Annotated in this window: 17 protein-coding genes; 10 read left to right on the top strand and 7 right to left on the bottom strand. The window is 71.0% G+C overall.

The features are described 5' to 3' along the window. Positions 1-14: 14 nt before the first annotated feature. Positions 15-953, bottom strand: coding sequence for a DUF3027 domain-containing protein (locus AC07AG_RS20515; protein WP_478756481.1), 939 nt, complete (start codon positions 951-953; stop codon positions 15-17). A gap of 389 nt (positions 954-1,342) precedes the next feature. Here AC07AG_RS20515 and AC07AG_RS20510 point away from each other — a divergent pair, with 389 nt between their 5' ends. The 4 genes from AC07AG_RS20510 (at position 1,343) to AC07AG_RS20495 (ending at position 4,876) form a co-directional block, all read left to right on the top strand. Then, on the top strand, positions 1,343-2,758 hold the full coding sequence (locus tag AC07AG_RS20510; protein ID WP_478756480.1) for an MFS transporter: 1,416 nt from the start codon (positions 1,343-1,345) through the stop codon (positions 2,756-2,758). A 78-nt stretch (positions 2,759-2,836) separates the two neighbouring features. Beyond that, complete coding sequence (locus AC07AG_RS20505) at positions 2,837-3,346, top strand: DUF2771 domain-containing protein (RefSeq protein WP_478756479.1); 510 nt, start codon at positions 2,837-2,839, stop codon at positions 3,344-3,346. Next, complete coding sequence (locus AC07AG_RS20500) at positions 3,316-3,990, top strand: futalosine hydrolase (RefSeq protein ID WP_478756478.1); 675 nt, start codon at positions 3,316-3,318, stop codon at positions 3,988-3,990. The genes AC07AG_RS20505 and AC07AG_RS20500 overlap by 31 nt, the downstream gene beginning before the upstream one ends. Continuing rightward, positions 3,983-4,876, top strand: a complete 894-nt coding sequence (locus tag AC07AG_RS20495; protein WP_478756477.1) for a 1,4-dihydroxy-6-naphthoate synthase — start codon at positions 3,983-3,985, stop codon at positions 4,874-4,876. Before AC07AG_RS20500 ends, AC07AG_RS20495 begins: the two co-directional genes overlap by 8 nt. A 22-nt stretch (positions 4,877-4,898) precedes the next feature. On the opposite strand, the gene AC07AG_RS20490 is transcribed toward AC07AG_RS20495, so the two are convergent. Then, complete coding sequence (locus AC07AG_RS20490; RefSeq protein WP_055701393.1) at positions 4,899-5,282, bottom strand: cold-shock protein; 384 nt, start codon at positions 5,280-5,282, stop codon at positions 4,899-4,901. Between the two features lie 171 nt (positions 5,283-5,453). Here AC07AG_RS20490 and AC07AG_RS20485 point away from each other — a divergent pair, with 171 nt between their 5' ends. Further along, the gene (locus AC07AG_RS20485) at positions 5,454-5,705 is read left to right on the top strand and encodes a hypothetical protein (RefSeq protein WP_361048991.1); all 252 of its coding nucleotides are present in this window, start codon (positions 5,454-5,456) and stop codon (positions 5,703-5,705) included. On the opposite strand, the gene AC07AG_RS20480 is transcribed toward AC07AG_RS20485, so the two are convergent. Beyond that, complete coding sequence (locus tag AC07AG_RS20480) at positions 5,702-6,328, bottom strand: HAD family hydrolase (RefSeq protein WP_478756476.1); 627 nt, start codon at positions 6,326-6,328, stop codon at positions 5,702-5,704. The two genes, AC07AG_RS20485 and AC07AG_RS20480, sit on opposite strands and share 4 nt — an antisense overlap. A gap of 147 nt (positions 6,329-6,475) precedes the next feature. Between AC07AG_RS20480 and AC07AG_RS20475 the strand changes: the two genes are divergently transcribed. From AC07AG_RS20475 to AC07AG_RS20460, 4 genes are read left to right on the top strand one after another with little or no spacing between them, the layout of a single operon-like run. Further along, positions 6,476-7,444 (top strand): FecCD family ABC transporter permease, encoded by a 969-nt coding sequence (locus AC07AG_RS20475; protein ID WP_478756475.1) that lies wholly within the window; start codon positions 6,476-6,478, stop codon positions 7,442-7,444. Positions 7,445-7,470: 26 nt separating this feature from the next. Continuing rightward, the gene (locus tag AC07AG_RS20470) at positions 7,471-8,523 is read left to right on the top strand and encodes a FecCD family ABC transporter permease (RefSeq protein WP_478757048.1); all 1,053 of its coding nucleotides are present in this window, start codon (positions 7,471-7,473) and stop codon (positions 8,521-8,523) included. Continuing rightward, a complete protein-coding gene (locus AC07AG_RS20465) occupies positions 8,520-9,380 on the top strand; it encodes an ABC transporter ATP-binding protein (protein WP_478756474.1) in 861 nt (286 codons plus the stop codon). Before AC07AG_RS20470 ends, AC07AG_RS20465 begins: the two co-directional genes overlap by 4 nt. A gap of 5 nt (positions 9,381-9,385) precedes the next feature. After that, positions 9,386-10,396 carry an ABC transporter substrate-binding protein gene (locus AC07AG_RS20460; RefSeq protein ID WP_478757046.1) on the top strand — a complete coding sequence of 337 codons (1,011 nt, stop codon included), beginning with the start codon at positions 9,386-9,388 and terminating at the stop codon, positions 10,394-10,396. Positions 10,397-10,539: 143 nt separating this feature from the next. Here the strand turns inward: AC07AG_RS20460 and AC07AG_RS20455 are convergent, their stop codons facing one another. The 3 genes from AC07AG_RS20455 to AC07AG_RS20445 form a co-directional block, all read right to left on the bottom strand. Next, positions 10,540-11,325: an ABC transporter permease gene (locus tag AC07AG_RS20455; protein WP_478756473.1), complete on the bottom strand. Its 786-nt coding sequence runs from the start codon at positions 11,323-11,325 to the stop codon at positions 10,540-10,542. Further along, positions 11,322-12,278, bottom strand: a complete 957-nt coding sequence (locus tag AC07AG_RS20450) for an ATP-binding cassette domain-containing protein (protein WP_478756472.1) — start codon at positions 12,276-12,278, stop codon at positions 11,322-11,324. The genes AC07AG_RS20455 and AC07AG_RS20450 overlap by 4 nt, the downstream gene beginning before the upstream one ends. A 66-nt stretch (positions 12,279-12,344) precedes the next feature. After that, positions 12,345-13,019, bottom strand: coding sequence for a DUF4097 family beta strand repeat-containing protein (locus AC07AG_RS20445; RefSeq protein WP_478757044.1), 675 nt, complete (start codon positions 13,017-13,019; stop codon positions 12,345-12,347). Positions 13,020-13,251: 232 nt separating this feature from the next. Here AC07AG_RS20445 and AC07AG_RS20440 point away from each other — a divergent pair, with 232 nt between their 5' ends. After that, positions 13,252-13,992 carry a GbsR/MarR family transcriptional regulator gene (locus AC07AG_RS20440; protein ID WP_478756471.1) on the top strand — a complete coding sequence of 247 codons (741 nt, stop codon included), beginning with the start codon at positions 13,252-13,254 and terminating at the stop codon, positions 13,990-13,992. A 1-nt stretch (position 13,993) separates the two neighbouring features. On the opposite strand, the gene AC07AG_RS20435 is transcribed toward AC07AG_RS20440, so the two are convergent. Next, positions 13,994-15,061 (bottom strand): hypothetical protein, encoded by a 1,068-nt coding sequence (locus tag AC07AG_RS20435; RefSeq protein ID WP_478756470.1) that lies wholly within the window; start codon positions 15,059-15,061, stop codon positions 13,994-13,996. Positions 15,062-15,804 lie beyond the last annotated feature (743 nt).

Below are 15,804 nucleotides of genomic sequence, written 5' to 3'. Positions count from 1 at the left end.
CGGGAGCTCAGAGCTCAGCTGTGGCCGAGCTCCTCCGCGGCCCCCTCCAGCGGCACCGAACCCGAGTCGGGCGCGGGCCGCAGCGGCAGGACGTCCACCCGGGTCTCGTCGAGGACGGGCGCGGCGGGCCGCGACGGCTTCGGCATCACGGCAGCCTCCGAGTGGCCCCCGCAGCCGTACGCGAGGGACACCACATGCCCGTCCGCCGGACCGAACTCATTCGCGCACACACCGAACGCCTGCCCGAGCGATCCGCCGATCGGGGCAAGGAAGCCACAGCTGACGCAGGAAGCGGGCGCCGCCTGCGCCATCGCCGTCTTCGCGCCGTGCGACTCCTCCCAGCGGTCGGCCGCGGCATGCAGGCCGTACCGGGACAGGACGCGCGCCCTGCGCATGCCCAGCTCGTCGGCGATCGCGGCGATCGAGCCACGCGCGGGCGCCGGCGGCACCTCGGCGGAAGGCTCCGCGGTGATCTCGGCGTCCTCCGCCTCGACCAGCTCCGCCATCTCCTCCGAGAACACGGAGTTCGGCGGCGGCTCCTCCTCGCCCGAGTAACCGGGCTCCAGGCGCAGATCCTCCGCGTCCGTGGGCAGCAGGTCCCCCGGGCCCATGTCACCGGGGCGCAGCCGCTCGCTCCACGGCACCCACTCGGGGGCCAGCAAGGCGTCAGGGCCGGGCAGCAGCACCGTCTCGTCGAGCGTGACGACCTTGGCGCGCGAGGCACGGGCCACCGTCACGGCCCAGCGCCAGCCCCGGTAGCCGAAGTCCTTGCACTCGAACAGGTGCGTGACGACGCGGTCGCCCTCGACCACGGCCTCGACGTGCTCACCGACCACACCGGGTGCGGCGGCCTCCTCGGCCGCGTCCCGGGCCAGTCCCACCGCCTCGGCGCACAGGCGGTCGGGAGTACGCGGGGTACGCGGGGTACGGCTTCGCGTTGTCGCTGCGCTCACAGGTATCGCTTCTCCATTACGCCGTCTCACGAGTGCGCCACCCATACGCGGGAGTGCGGACGGAGCGGACCGGAGGGCCGCGTCGACGTCCGCGCCCGAACGTCCTCGGGCGCACCTACGTCATCCATTCTGCGGGATGACCGAGAGGCGCGCGGCCAAGAACAACCGCCGCAGGCGCGCTACGCACGCTACCTTCTCCTGGCCCCTGGGCCTACACCGGCGTGCCCGGCCCTCTGCCCGGGGGGCGCTCCGGCGCCGCTTCGCGGCTGTTTTCCCGCCCACTCGCCCGATTGCCCCGGAACTGCCCCGGAGCAGATTTCGCGCCCCCCGCCCGATTGCCCCGCAGCGTATGCGCACTAGTGCCCCCCTTTAAGGGGCACTATGACGGAGTGGCTGCCGCAAGGTCGTCGTCCCACGGAGTCAGCGGACAGGGCCCGGTGCTGAACCGGGCCGCCCGCTGGATCGGCCGCGCCCTGCACCTGCCCTTCACCGGCACCGCCCGGGGCATCCGCAAGGCCACGCACGCGCACGGCGCGGGCGAGTCGGGGCTCGGCAAGCTCATCGAGCTGCACGCCGTGAACGGCGCGGGCGACGTCATGATCACCATCGCGCTCGCGTCCACCGTCTTCTTCTCCGTCCCGACGGACGAGGCCCGCGGCCGAGTCGCCCTCTATCTCGCCATCACCATGGCGCCCTTCACTCTGCTCGCCCCCGTCATCGGTCCCCTCCTGGACCGCCTCCCGCACGGCCGCCGCTATGCGATGGCCGCCGCGATGCTGGCACGCGCCCTGCTCGCCCTGCTGCTGTCCGAGGCGGTGATCACGGGGAGCCTGGAGCTCTATCCCGCCGCGCTCGGCGTCCTGGTCGCCTCCAAGGCGTACGGAGTCGTGCGCAGCGCCGTGGTGCCCAGACTCCTGCCCAAGGGCTTCTCCCTGGTCAAGGCCAACTCCAGAGTCACGCTCGGCGGGCTCCTGGCCACCGGTATCGCCGCTCCCATCGGGGCGGGGCTGCAGGCGCTCGGGCCGCGCTGGCCGCTCTACGGCGCCTTTGTGATCTTCATCGTCGGGATGTTCCTCTCCCTCTCGCTGCCGCCCAAGGTGGACTCGGCGAAGGGCGAGCACAAGGCGCTGCTCGCGGCCGACGAGGAGCATCTGCACCTGCACGCGCGCGCCGAAGCCGCCACGGACACGTCCAAGAAGCGGCGCCTCGGACTGCGTACGGTCGGGCCCGCCGTCACCCACGCCCTCACCGCCAACGCCTCGCTGCGCTGTCTCTCCGGGTTCCTCATCTTCTTCCTCGCCTTCCTGCTGCGCGAGGAGCCCCTCGGCGGCCAGAGCGCCGCGGTGTCCCTGGGGATAGTGGGTGTCGCCGCGGGCGTCGGGAACGCGCTCGGCACGGCCGTCGGCGCCGGGCTGAAGTCACGGGCGCCTGAGGTCATCATCGTGACCGTCGTCGCGGTCGTACTCGGCGTGGCGATCACCGCAGCGGTGTTCTTCGGCGCGATCGGCGTCGCCTGCCTCGGCGCGGTGGCGGGCTTCGCGCAGGCCATGTCGAAGCTGTCCCTGGACGCGCTGATCCAGCGTGACGTGCCGGAAGAGGTGCGGACCTCCGCCTTCGCGCGCTCGGAGACCATCCTTCAGGTGGCGTGGGTGGTGGGCGGCGGAATCGGCATGGCCCTGCCGCTGGTCGGGTCACTGGGGCTCTCGGTGGCCGCGGGGATCGTCGCCCTCGGCTGGCTGACGACCGCGCGGGGCCTGCTCTCGGCGGCCCGGCACGGCGGGAAGCGCCGCCGCCGGGTGGCATGAGCCCGCCACATTGACGGGAGCGGCACGCCGCGACCCCCACGTGGCGAGACGGCACGGGGTGCCCGATAGCCTTCGCCCATGACCTCCCTGCTCCGCGGCGGAGCCGCACTCGTTCACAGCTCGGCGCGCCGTCGCCGCTCCGTGGCCGCCCTTGGCGCTGTCTCCGCCGGACTCCTCGTCCTGTCGGCCTGCGACAAGCCGACGCCGCTCGCCACCATCACGGTGGGCAGCAACTCGGTGAACTCCGAGGCCTCCTGCTACAACGACGGCAAGGAGCTCAAGCAGTCCCAGCTCCAGGGCTGCCTCAAGGACACGGACGTCAAGTCCATCAAGGTCGACCCCGACGAGAAGGTCCGCTTCGGCGTCGACCCCGAGGTCGCCGAGAAGGGCTGGACGCTCCTGATGAACGGTCAGCCGCTCACCGAGGCCAGCAAGAAGACGTACGTCGTCATCCCCGGCAGCGTCTTCTTCAACCAGCAGTACGGCGGCGGCACGAACTCCACCACCGTCAGCCTCCTCGAAGGCGGCAAGGGCTCCACCGCCAAGGCGACCGGCCTGTGGTCGTTCAAGCTCAAGAAGGACGCCTGACCCCCCTGCGTGTCCTGGTGGCCACCGCCGTCCCCGCCGAACGGGACGCGGTGGCCGCATCGCTGCCCCCGTACGCCGACGCCGTCGCGGTCGGCGTCGGGCCCGCGGCGGCCGGGGCGCACACGGCGACCGCCCTCGCACGCGCCCCGTACGACCTGGTGATCTCCGCCGGAATCGGCGGCGGCTTCCAGCCCGACGCGCCCATCGGCTCCCTCGTCGTCGCCGACGAGATCACCGCCGCGGATCTGGGCGCGGAGACACCCGACGGCTTCCTGCCCGTCACCGAACTCGGGTTCGGCGCCGTCACCCACCGGCCGCCCCCGTCCCTCGTACGGGACCTGGCCGCCGCCTGCGGCGCGCGCACCGGCACCGTCCTGACCGTCTCCACCGTGACCGGCTCCGCCGGGCGCGCCGCCGAGCTGCGGCGCCGCCATCCGCGGGCCCTCGCCGAGGCGATGGAGGGGTTCGGGGTCGCCGAGGCCGCCGCCGCCCACGCACTGCCCGTCCTGGAGATACGCGCGGTCTCCAACGCCGTCGGACCGCGGGACCGCGGAGCCTGGCGGATCGGCGAGGCACTCGGCGCGCTCGGGGACGCGTTCGGGAAATTCGCGCCCGTACTGGAGAGTTGGAACCGGCATGACTGAATCGCCCGCATCCCCCGCATCGCCCGCGCAGGACGCGAACGCCCTGCAGATCGCTTACTCCCCCTGCCCGAACGACACGTTCGTCTTCGACGCCTGGGCCCACGGCCGGGTGCCCGGCGCGCCCGCGCTCGACGTGACGTTCGCGGACATCGACATCACGAACGGCATGGCCGAGCGCGGCTCGTGCGAATTCGACGTACTGAAGGTGTCGTACGCCGTGCTGCCCTACGTCCTCGACGAGTACGCGCTGCTGCCCTGCGGCGGCGCGCTCGGGCGCGGCTGCGGGCCGCTGGTCCTGACCCGGGAGGCCGGGGTCGACCTCACCGGCAAGACGGTCGCGGTGCCGAGCGAGAAGTCGACGGCGTACCTGCTGTTCCGGCTCTGGGCCGCGGACACCCTGCCCAGCGGCGTGGGCGAGATCGTCGTGCTGCCCTTCGACCAGATCATGCCCGCGGTGCGGGACGGCAAGGTCGACGCGGGCCTCGTCATCCACGAGGCCCGCTTCACGTACCAGAACTACGGCCTCAACTGCCTCGCCGACATGGGCGAGCACTGGGAGAACACGACGGGTCTGCCCATCCCGCTGGGCGCGATCATCGCCAAGCGGTCGCTCGGAGCCGAGCGCCTGCGGCAGCTCGCGGACGCCGTCCGCACCTCGGTGCGCATGGCCTGGGACGACCCCGAGGCCTCGCGCCCCTATGTGCAGGAGCACGCGCAGGAGATGGATCCGGCCGTCGCCGATCAGCACATCGGCCTGTACGTGAACGAGTTCACGGCCGACCTGGGCGAGAACGGCTACGCGGCGATCCGCGGGCTGCTCACGCGAGCGGCGGCGGAGGGGCTCGTACCGCCCCTCGCGCCGGACGCGCTCGCATACGACCGGTAACCGACGCGTAGCCGACGGGCGACTACACGTCCAGCTGGTCCGCTACCGCACGCAGCAGACCCGCGATCTTCGCGCCCGACGCCTTGTCGGGGTAGCGCCCCTTCTCCAGCATCGGCGTGATGTTCTCCAGGAGCGTCGTCAAGTCCTGGACGATGGACGCCAGTTCATCGGGCTTGCGCCGCTGGGCCGCCGCCACGGACGGCGTCGGGTCGAGGATCGTCACCGAAAGAGCCTGGTCACCGCGCTGGCCCGCGACGACGCCGAATTCGACGCGCTGGCCGGGCTTGAGTGTGTCGACACCTGCGGGCAGTACGGAGGAGTGCACGAAGACGTCGCCGCCGTCATCGCGGGAGAGAAAGCCGAAGCCCTTCTCGCTGTTGAACCACTTGACCTTGCCGGTAGGCACCTGAAGTCCTCGTCCTCGTACTTGTCGTCGTACGCGTCTATGCCGCGGAAAACGGCTCTGGATAGCACTACAGCGGGTCGCCCGACCCGCCAGCACCAAGACTATTGGTCCGTGAGCCGGTGACAAGACGTCCCCGGATTCTTCCTTCGCGCTGGGAACTACCCTGGTGGGGTGCGTGACAAAACCCAAGCGAATTCCGCCGGACCGGGCGATGGCCTGGTCCGGACCGGAGCAATCGTTTTCTTCGTCGGAGCCGTGGCCACTCTGGTCACGGTGGCCCCACTGTTTCTCGGCACCGACCCCTTCCCCTCCATCGCATACGCGGTGTGCATGCTGATGGGCGTCGGATTCCTCATCGCCGGGGCAGGAGTGCTGCGCGGTATCGCCGTTCAGCGCCGTCAGGCGAAATCCGCGGCCACTTAGGCGGCGCCGCCCGCGACGTACGCGTCGAGCCAGGCGGGGAACTCCGTCAGGTCGGTGAGCACGACGTCCGCGCCCGCCGCGCGCAGTTCCGCTGCGTCGCACGGCCCGGTCGCCACCGCGACGGAGAGCGCGCCCGCCGTACGCGCGCCGCGTACATCACCGGTGTGGTCACCGACGTACACCGCCGCGTCGTGCTCGCGCAGCGCGTCCGCCTTCGCCTCGGCCCACAGCCAGCCGATCACCGCGTCCGCCTCGATGCCCAGGTGCGCCAGGTGGAGCTTCGCGTTCGGCTCGTGCTTGGCGGTCACCAAGATCGCCCGGCCGCCGTGGGCGCGCACGGCCGCGACCGCCTCGGGGGCGCCGGGCATCGCGAGCGTGGGGGCGATGGCGTATGTGGGATAGATCTCGCGGTAGCGGTCGCCCATCGCCTGGATCCGGTCGTCCGGGAACCACTGGCGCAGCTCGTCCTCCAGGGGAGGGCCGAGCCGGGTGATCGCGAGATCGGCGTCTATGTACGTCCCGGTCTCGGCGGACAGGGCCAGGTAGGCCTCCCTGATGCCGGGCCGGGAGTCGATCAGGGTCATGTCGAGGTCGAAGCCGACCGTCAGAGCGCGTGCAGTCATGGGGCCATTGTGCCGAGGCCCGACGCCCGGGTGGCGGGCCTTGAGGTCGCCCTTACGCTTGGCCAAGCCTTACCAAGCTTCCCGTTCAGCCCCACCGAACCGAAACGAGCTCAGCCGATGCGTGTGCCGGCCAGACGCGCTGTCGCGATGACGGCGGCCGTCGTGGCCCTGCTGCTCGCGGTCCTGCTCAGCCTCTCCGTCGGCGCCCGCGCGATCGCCCCGTCCGCCGTCGTCGACGCCCTGCTGCACGGCGGGCACAGCGACGCGGCCGAGGTCATCCGCGAGATGCGGGTGCCGCGCACGCTCATCGGCCTGATGGTCGGCGCCGCGCTCGCCCTGGCCGGCACGGTCCTGCAGGGCATCACCCGCAACCCCATCGCCGACCCCGGCATCCTCGGCGTCAGCCAGGGCGCATCGGTGGGTGTCGTCATGGCGATCGCGTTCGCGGGCGTGCACACCCTCACCGGCTACGTCTGGTACGCCTTCGTCGGCGCGGGCATCGCGTCCGTCGCGGTGTACGCGATCGCCGCGAGCGGACGGGGCGGCGCGACCCCCGTGAAGCTCGCGCTCGGCGGCGCCGCGATCAATGCCCTGCTGGTCTCCGTGACCACCGGGATCCTCACCACCAAGGCCTCCGCCCTGGACGAGTTCCGCTTCTGGCAGGTGGGCTCGCTCTCCGGACGCGACGCGGAGATCGTCGGCCAGATCTGGCCGTTCCTCCTGGTGGGGCTCGTGCTCGTGCTGTCCGTGGCACGCGGGCTCGACGCGCTCGCCCTGGGCGAGGACGTGGCCAAGGGGCTCGGGCAGAAGGTCGCGACCGTGCGGATCGTCGGGGGGCTCGGGGCGACCGTGCTCACCGGCGCGGGCGTGGCGGCGGCCGGTCCCATCGCGTTCATCGGGCTCGCGGTCCCGCACATCGCTCGCGCGATCGTGGGCAGCGGGCATCGCTGGGTGCTGCCGATGGCCGCGGTCCTCGGGCCCGTCATGCTCCTCGTCTCCGACACGGTGGGGCGCGTGATCTTCCCGCCGAGCGAGGTGCCCGCGGGTGTGATGACCGCGCTCATCGGGGTGCCGTTCCTTGTGACCCTGGTGCGCCGGAAGGCGGTGGCGGCGTGACGGCTTCCCTGGATGCGGGCCGGCCGATGAAGCTGCGTCCAGCGGGGTATTCCGTACTGCGGCTACGGAAGGCCGCGTTCCTGATGCACCGCAGAGCAGCCGCGGTCGCCGTACTGCTGACGCTGCTCCTGGCGGCGAGCTGCCTCGCGTACCTCTGCGTCGGCGAGTCCTTCGTCGCGCCCGGCGAGGTTCTGAAGGTCCTGACGGGGCAGCCCTCCCCCGACGAACTGGTCGTGGGAACGCTGCGCGAACCCCGCATGGCCGTCGGCCTCCTCGTCGGCGCAGCCTTCGGCGTCGCGGGCGGGCTCATCCAGACCGTCGCCCGCAACCCCCTGGCCAGCCCCGACATCATCGGCATCAGCCAGGGCGCGAGCGCCCTGACGGTGGGCGCGATGACCCTCGGGGTCACCTCCACGACCGTCCTGCCCTACCTCTCGGTGCTCGGCGGCATCGCGGCCGCCGCGCTCGTGTACGTCTTCGCCTGGCGCGGCGGCCTGCACGCGACACGCTTCGTGCTCATCGGCATCGGCTTCGCGATCGCCCTGCGCTCCATCACCACGCTCTTCATGACCAAGGGCGACTATCTCGTCGCCCAGCAGGCGCAGATCTGGATGACGGGCTCGCTCAACGGCCGCGGCTGGGCGGAGGCCACGCCGCTCGCCTGGACCCTGCTCGTGCTGCTCCCGTTCGTCTTCTGGGCCGCCCGCGCCCAGCGCTCGGTGACCATGGACGACGACACGGCGACCGCCCTCGGGGTGCGCCTGGGACACGTACGCCTCGGTCTCGTGCTGCTCGGCGTCGTCCTCGCCTCCGTGGCGACCGGCGCCGCGGGTCCCGTCGACTTCGTGGCACTGCTCGCCCCGCAGATCGCCCGCCGCATGACCCGCACCGCGCAGATCCCGCTGCTCTGCTCGGCGCTCATGGGCGCGCTGATCGTGGTACTCGCCGACCTGCTGGCCCGGCGGCTCTTCTCGCCCACCGAGCTGCCGGTGGGCGTGCTCACGGCGGCCGTCGGAGCCCCGTACCTGATCTGGCTCATCGTTCGCAGTCGTTCCGTCCGCAATGGAGGCACCTCGTGACCGCCGCCCGCCTCAGCGCCCGCGAGCTGACCCTCGCCTACGAGGACCGCGAAGTCGTGCACGAGCTCGAACTCACGGTCCCCGACGGCAAGGTCACGGTCATCGTCGGCCCCAACGCCTGCGGGAAGTCGACCACCCTGCGCGCGCTCGGCCGCCTCCTCAAGCCCAAGAGCGGCGCGGTCCTGCTCGACGGCGACGCGCTCGCCAAGCTGCCGACCAAGAAGATCGCCCAGCAGATCGGACTGCTCCCGCAGACTCCGGTCGCGCCCGAGGCGATCACCGTCGCCGACCTCGTCGCGCGCGGACGCCAGCCGCACCAGCACTGGTGGCAGCAGTGGTCCGACGAGGACGAGCGGGCCGTGACGGAGGCGATGGAACGTACCGATGTCGCCGCGCTCGCCGAGCGGTCCGTGGACGAGCTGTCGGGCGGTCAGCGCCAGCGGGTGTGGATCGCGATGGCCATCGCGCAGGAGACGGACATCCTGCTCCTGGACGAGCCGACGACGTATCTCGACATCTCGCACCAGGTGGAAGTACTCGACCTGGTGCGCCAGTTGGCCGCACGGACTCACGAGGGCGAGCGCGGGCGGACCGTGGTCGTGGTGCTGCACGACCTCAACCAGGCCGCCCGGTACGCCGATCACCTCGTCGCCATGAAGGCGGGCCGGATCGTCGCCGAGGGCGCGCCCGCCGATGTCGTCACCGAGGATCTCGTGCGCGAGGTGTTCGGTCTGGAGTGTGTGGTGGTACCGGATCCGGTGACGGGGTCGCCCCTGGTCGTCCCCGCGGCCCCGTGGGCCGCCGAGCCGCGCCCGCACCCCTCGCCCGCCGATCGAAAGGTGGCCCAGAAGCCATGACCGCCATGACCGCCAGCATCAGCTCCACGCACCGCCGCCGCGCACTCACCGCCGGGGCCCTCGCTCTCGGCGGCGCGCTCGCGCTCTCCGCCTGCGGCTCGTCGGACTCGGACTCCGGCTCGGACGGTGGCTCCGGCTCAGGCTCCGGCTCCGGCTCCGGAAAGACGCACGTCGTGAAGACCGCCATGGGCGACGTGAAGGTCCCCGTCGCGCCCGAGCGTGTCGTCGTCCTCGACACGGCCGAGCTGGACTCGGCGATCACGCTGGGCGTGCGGCCGGTCGGCTCCACGCACGTCGAGGCGTCGTCGGGCTACCCGAGCTATCTGCCCGAGGACAAGGTCAGCGGCATCAAGGACGTCGGCGAGATGCTGAACCCGAACATGGAGGCCATCGCGGCCCTCAAGCCGGACGTCATCCTCACCAGCAAGATCCGGCACGCCGCGAAGTACGACCAGCTCAAGCAGATCGCGCCGACCGTGATGACCGAGAACACCGGCCACCCCTGGAAGGAGAACTTCCAGACGCACGCCGACGCGCTGGGCAAGAAGGCCGAGGCGAAGAAGGCCGTCGCCGACTACGACGCACACGCGGAGAAGGTCACCACCGCCGTCGGCGGCCCGGAGAAGGCCAAGGTGACGGAGGTCAACGTCGTCCGCTTCGTGGAGGGCGCGGACATCCGCATCTACGGCGAGAAGACGTACATCGCCACGCTCCTCAAGGACGTGGGTCTCGGCCGCCCCGCCATCGCGGCCAAGGCCAAGGACGGCTTCTCGTACGACGTGTCGCCCGAGAAGATCGACCTCGCCGACGCGGATGTCATCTTCCGCTCCACGTACGGCGATCCGAAGAAGTCCAAGCAGACGCAGACCGTCGGCAGCAGCCTGTGGAAGAACATGGACGCGGTGAAGAAGGGCAATGTCCACACCGTCGACGACGAGCTGTGGATCCAGGGCATCGGCTACACGGCGGCGAACAAGATCCTGGACGAGATGCAGGCGGACCTGACGAAGAAGTAGCCGCCGCGCCCGCGTCCCGCCCCGCGCACGTACAAGACACGTACACAAGACACGTACAAGAGCGGCGTACGCCGACGGGATGTCGGAGTACGCCGCTCTGGGTGGGACGAGTTGCGGGAGAGTGCCCCGCGCTGTCACGGCGGTTACTTCGGGTCGTTGTTGAACTTCGCCTTCGACCAGAAGTAGCCGAGCAAGGTCAGCCCCAGGCACCAGGCGATGGCGATCCAGCCGTTGTTGCCGATCTCGCTGCCGAGCAGCAGGCCGCGCAGGGTTTCGATGGCCGGGGTGAAGGGCTGGTACTCGGCGATCGGCTGAAACCAGCCCGGCATCGTGTCGACCGGGATGAAGGCGCTGGACAGGAGCGGCAGCAGGATCATCGGCATCGCGTTGTTGCCGGCCGCCTCGGCGTTCGGGCTGACCAGGCCCATGCCGACCGCGACCCAGGTGAGCGCCATGGCGAAGAAGACGAGCAGTCCGAACGCGGCGAGCCACTCCAGGACCGTGGCGTCCGTCGAGCGGAAGCCGATGGCCACGCCGACCGCGCCCACGAGGACCAGGCTCATCACGCACTGGAGCACGCTGCCGACGACGTGTCCGACGAGCACGGAACCCCGGTGGATGGCCATGGTGCGGAAGCGGGCGATGATGCCCTCCGTCATGTCCGTGGAGACGGACACCGCGGTGCCGATCGTGGTGCTGCCGATGGTCATCAGCAGGATGCCGGGAACGATGTAGGCGATGTAGTCGGCGCGGTCCGTGCCGCCGATGCCCGCGCTCATCACGTCGCCGAAGACGTAGACGAAGAGCAGCAGCAACATGACTGGTGTGAGCAGCAGGTTGAGGGTGAGGGACGGGTAGCGCCGGGCGTGCAGGAGGTTGCGGCGCAGCATCGTGGACGAGTCGCGCGCGGCGAGGGAGAGGGAGCTCATCGGACGTTCTCCTTGGTCTGGTTGGGGATGCCGGCCGGGCCTGTCAGGGCGAAGAAGACGTCGTCCAGGTCGGGGGTGTGCACGGTCAGTTCGTCCGCCTCGATGCCGGCGGAGTCCAACCGGTCGAGGATGGCGCGCAGTTCGCGCTGGCTGCCGCCGCTGAGGATCTGCAGGGACAGGGCCTCGTCGTCCTTCGCGGCCTCGTCGAGCGCGAGGGCGGCGGACCGATAGGCGGCCGGGTCGGTGAAGCGGAGCCGGACGTGCCCGCCCGGGATGAGGCGCTTGAGCTCTTCCGCGGTGCCCTCGGCAGCGATCTTGCCGTCGTTGAGTACGGCGATGCGGTCGGCGAGTTCGTCGGCCTCTTCCAGGTACTGCGTGGTGAGGAGGATGCTGACGCCGTCGGCGACGAGCTCGCGGATGATCTGCCACATGTTGTGGCGGGAGCGCGGGTCGAGTCCGGTGGTCGGCTCGTCGAGGAAGATGATCCGCGGGTCGCCGACCAGCGTCATCGCGATGTCGAGGCGGCGCTTCATGCCGCCGGAGTAGGTGGAGGCCGGCTTCTTGGCCGCCTCGGTGAGGTCGAAGCGTTCCAGCAACTCGGCGGCGACCCGCCGCCCTTCCCTCTTCGGCAGGTGGTGCAGGTCCGCCATGAGGAGCATGTTCTCCTCGCCGGTGATCAGGCCGTCGACCGCGGAGAACTGCCCGGTGACACCGATCGCGGCCCGCACGGCCTGCGGGTCGGCGGCCAGGTCGTGCCCGCCGACGCGCAGTTCCCCGGCGTCGGCGCTGATGAGGGTGGAGAGGATCTTCACGGCGGTGGTCTTGCCTGCGCCGTTCGGACCGAGCAGCGCGAAGATGGTTCCTTCGGGGACGGTCAGGTCGATGCCGTCGAGGACGACCTTGTCCCCGTAGGACTTGCGCAGCCCGTTCGCCGCGATGGCCAAGCTGGTCATGGTGAATGCTCCTTGAGTGACTGTCAGAGGCTTTCAGGGGCTGTCAGGGGCTGCGGGTGGCGGAGGTCAGAGGCTGCGGGCGGTGATGTCGCCGTAGCCGGTGGTCGCGTGGATGGTGAGTTCGGCGGTGGCGCCTTCGGAGTTCTTGAGGGAGTTGTGGATCCGGCCGTAGGAGGTGCCGGCGTCCAGGGACGCGGAGACCCCGCGGGCGGCGCCGACCGAGATCGCGCCCGCCTCGGTGCGCAGCTCGACCTTGCCCTGCACGGCCTCGGTGACGGTGAGGTCGCCCTTCTGGGTGCTGATCTCCGCGGGTCCGCCCAGGCGGCCGACCGAGACGTCGCCGGCCTGGAGGGTGAGGCGGGCGCTCGCGGTCTCGTCGAGCTTGACCACGCCGTGCGCGCCCTCGAAGACGACGTCACCGAGCCGTCCGACGCCCCGGAAGTCGGAGCTCGCGGCCTTCGCCTCGACGCGGGAGCCGGCGGGCAGCTGGACGGTCACCTCGACGGATCCGGAGCCGCTGCCGAGGATCCGGTTCTTCGCCGGTGCGGCCTCGATCCGCAGGACGCCGTCGCCGTACTGGACCTCGACCTGCTCGGCCGCCTTCACGTCGCGGCTGCTCGAGGAGTCCGAGGGGATGACCTCGACCGCGGTGTCGGCACGGTCGGCGGCGATGAACCGGATGTGGCCGACGGGGATGTCGAGGACGGCGGCGATCGGGGCGGGGGTGTCGAAGTTCTGCATGGTGTGCTCCTCGGGGTTTCCGTTGCTGTGTGTTTCCGACATGGGAAAAGCTACGTTGCGTTCACAGATCCGACAACAGCTTCGTTGCGTAGAGATTAGATATGCACAGGTCAAGGCAGCTTAATCGTTGCAATGGCCCAAAAGATAACGCAACAGCAACCCCACATGCGTTGCAATGGATTGAAGGTGAACGCTATGGTGGAGGCACCCGAGGAGTACGAAGGAGATCGCGATGCCGGGCGGCAGACTCACCCAGCAGGAACGTCAGCAGATCGCGCTGGGACTGGCCGAAGGCCACGCCTACGCGGAGATCGCCAGACGTCTCGAACGTCCGACCTCGACGATCACGCGCGAGGTGATGAGGAACGGCGGCCCCACCGCGTACCGCGCCGACCTGGCCCACCGCGCCACCGAGCGCCGCAACCACCACCGCAAGCAGGCCGCGCCCCGAGGAGCGGAGGCGCCCCCGCAGGCCCACGGGCGCGACGCCGAGGCCGTGCAGGAGTACGTGGAGACGCTCACCACCGTCTTCATGCAGTCGGGGATGTCCAAGATGACGGCCCGGGTGCAGGCCTGCCTCTGCACCACCGACGAGGGCCGCCTCACCGCGTCCGAGCTCGTCCAGCGCCTTCAGGTCAGCCCGGCGTCCATCTCCAAGGCGATCACGTTCCTGGAGAGCCAGGGGCTCATCCGCCGGGAACGGGACGAACGCCGCCGCGAGCGCTATGCCGTCGACGACGACGTCTGGTACCAGTCGATGATGGCCAGCGCCCGGTCCACCGCCCAGATCGTCGAGACCGCACGGCAGGGCGTCGGCACCCTCGGCCCCGACACTCCGGCAGGCGCCCGCCTCGAAAACATCGCCCGCTTCCTCGACTTCGTCAGCGAGAGCACGGCTCGCGCCGCGGACCAGGCCCGCGAGATCCTCCACACCAAGCCCGCGGCAACGACGCCCGGCCCGGATCGCGGATGACTCAGGGCCGTTGCCGCTGCGATCTCCACACCAGGTAGAGCGCGGAGGCGACGGCCGCGCCGCGGACGACCCACGGCCAGGTGTCGGCCATCGCGTCGCTCATGTGACCGTCGCGGATGGGATCGCCCCAGCGGCCTTCGTTCCTGCCCCACAGCCAGGTGATCCCGGCCGCGACGGAGAGGCCGGGAAGACCGATGACGGCCCACTTCGCCTCGGCGCGGCTCAGCCTGCGCGAGGCGTAGGCGAGGAGCCAGCCGCCGCCCAGGGCAAGCCAGTTGCCGAGGATGGCGCCGACGGTGAGGAGGGCTGCGGCGAGCAGGAGGAGGGGGTTGGTGAAGCGTGGGGTGGCTGCGGATGCGGGGCGGCGGATACGGATGCGACGCCGCCGTCCGGCGGGCTCACCGGCTTCCTCCCACGCTTCGTCCCCCTCGCCCTCTCCGTCACCCTCTTCGTCCCCCTCCCTCTCTCGCTCCCTTTCTCGCTCCCGCTCCTCTTCTTCGAGGCGCTTCTGCTGCGGGGGCTTGAGGATTTCCGGGATCTCTACGCCGCCGGTGAAGCCGGGCACGCTGTCGGCGAGGCCGAAGGGACTGCTGTCCACCCGCCACCAGTCGGGCTCGGATCCGCTCTCGCCGAGCTCGTCCGTGCTCGCGAGGTGCGGCGGGGACGGCCCGGGGTCCTCCTCGGGCAACTCCGGTTCCTCCGCCGCCGGGCGGGGGCGGGGCACGATGCGGCGCAGGCGCTTGGGGCGTTCCTTCGGCTCCGAGGTGCGTTGGGTGGGGACGGCGGGGGGACGGGGGGTGGCCGTCTTGGGTACGTCATCGGGGCGGCCCCCCGTATCCCCGCCTGTACCGGCGGCTTCGACCAAGTCCTCGGGGGTGCCGAGGCGGTCCAGGATGCGGCGTATCGCGGCCGGACTGTCGCCCGTGGTCCTCGCCCGGCTCCGGTCGATCTCGTTCCGCAGGGCGGAGACCAGGCGCATGCGGGTGCCTGACGGCAGCTGGTGCTGCTGGGCCAGGTCGCCGACGCGGCTCAGATAGTCGAAGACGAGCTGATCGCTCTCGATCCCCACGAAGTCCCCTCCGGGGCGGCCTCGTTGACGAACCGCCCTTTGTACCCGGTGAGTCGACGTTACCGCGTCCCCCGGGCCCCGGGGGCAGGCCCCTCCCCGGCACCCCCCCAAAGCCCCAATCCCCGAACACCCTTCCCCACCCACCCACCCGATCCCCCGCACCCCACCTGCCCGAACAAGCCTTCCCACCCACCCGCCCGATTGCCCCGCGGTGGCAAGGGATTCCATACGGATGAGGGGGGGTGGGGAACGTACAGGTGGGGTGGGTGGGAGACAGAGCCTCAGGGGGGGTGGGGAGCGGGCCCTCGGGGTGGGGTGGGGAGCGTCGTATGAGCAGGGGTGGGCCGGGGAGGGCGGGCCTCGGATGTGAGTTGGGGACGGGTAGGCGGGGGTGGGTTTCGCAGGGCCTGAGGGGGACGGATGGGGGGTGTGTGCGGGTTCTGGCCGCCGATGCCCGCAGTCGGCAGCGCGCCGGAGGGGACGGGCCGGTATGTCCGCCCGGAGCACGGCTCCCGGCGCTCCAGCAGCGAAGCAGCAACACGGCCACCGGACGATAGCGAGGACGGACATACCGGCGCGGCCCCGCACCCACAGACGGACCAGACCCGCAGCAGCCCCCACGCACCCGCAGACGGCCACGCACCCGAGGGGACGGGCCGGTATGTCCGCCCGGAGCACGGCTCCCGGCGCTCCAGCAGCGAAGCAGCAACACGGCCACCGGACGATAGCGAGGACGGACATAC

The sequence above is a fragment of the Streptomyces sp. NPDC044044 genome (assembly GCF_056434405.1).
The sequence above is the reverse complement of the archived record's forward strand: the minus strand, read 5'-3'. Positions and strand labels throughout refer to the sequence as shown.

Bases quoted from the DNA above. Each gene is read 5' to 3' on its own strand.
- AC07AG_RS20505 (WP_478756479.1), top strand. From the start codon at position 2,837: ATGACCTCCCTGCTCCGCGGCGGAGCCGCACTCGTTCACAGCTCGGCG.
- AC07AG_RS20495 (WP_478756477.1), top strand. From the start codon at position 3,983: ATGACTGAATCGCCCGCATCCCCCGCATCGCCCGCGCAGGACGCGAAC.
- AC07AG_RS20480 (WP_478756476.1), bottom strand. From the start codon at position 6,328: ATGACTGCACGCGCTCTGACGGTCGGCTTCGACCTCGACATGACCCTG.
- AC07AG_RS20475 (WP_478756475.1), top strand. From the start codon at position 6,476: ATGACGGCGGCCGTCGTGGCCCTGCTGCTCGCGGTCCTGCTCAGCCTC.
- AC07AG_RS20470 (WP_478757048.1), top strand. From the start codon at position 7,471: ATGAAGCTGCGTCCAGCGGGGTATTCCGTACTGCGGCTACGGAAGGCC.
- AC07AG_RS20460 (WP_478757046.1), top strand. From the start codon at position 9,386: ATGACCGCCAGCATCAGCTCCACGCACCGCCGCCGCGCACTCACCGCC.
- AC07AG_RS20455 (WP_478756473.1), bottom strand. From the start codon at position 11,325: ATGAGCTCCCTCTCCCTCGCCGCGCGCGACTCGTCCACGATGCTGCGC.
- AC07AG_RS20450 (WP_478756472.1), bottom strand. From the start codon at position 12,278: ATGACCAGCTTGGCCATCGCGGCGAACGGGCTGCGCAAGTCCTACGGG.
- AC07AG_RS20445 (WP_478757044.1), bottom strand. From the start codon at position 13,019: ATGCAGAACTTCGACACCCCCGCCCCGATCGCCGCCGTCCTCGACATC.
- AC07AG_RS20440 (WP_478756471.1), top strand. From the start codon at position 13,252: ATGCCGGGCGGCAGACTCACCCAGCAGGAACGTCAGCAGATCGCGCTG.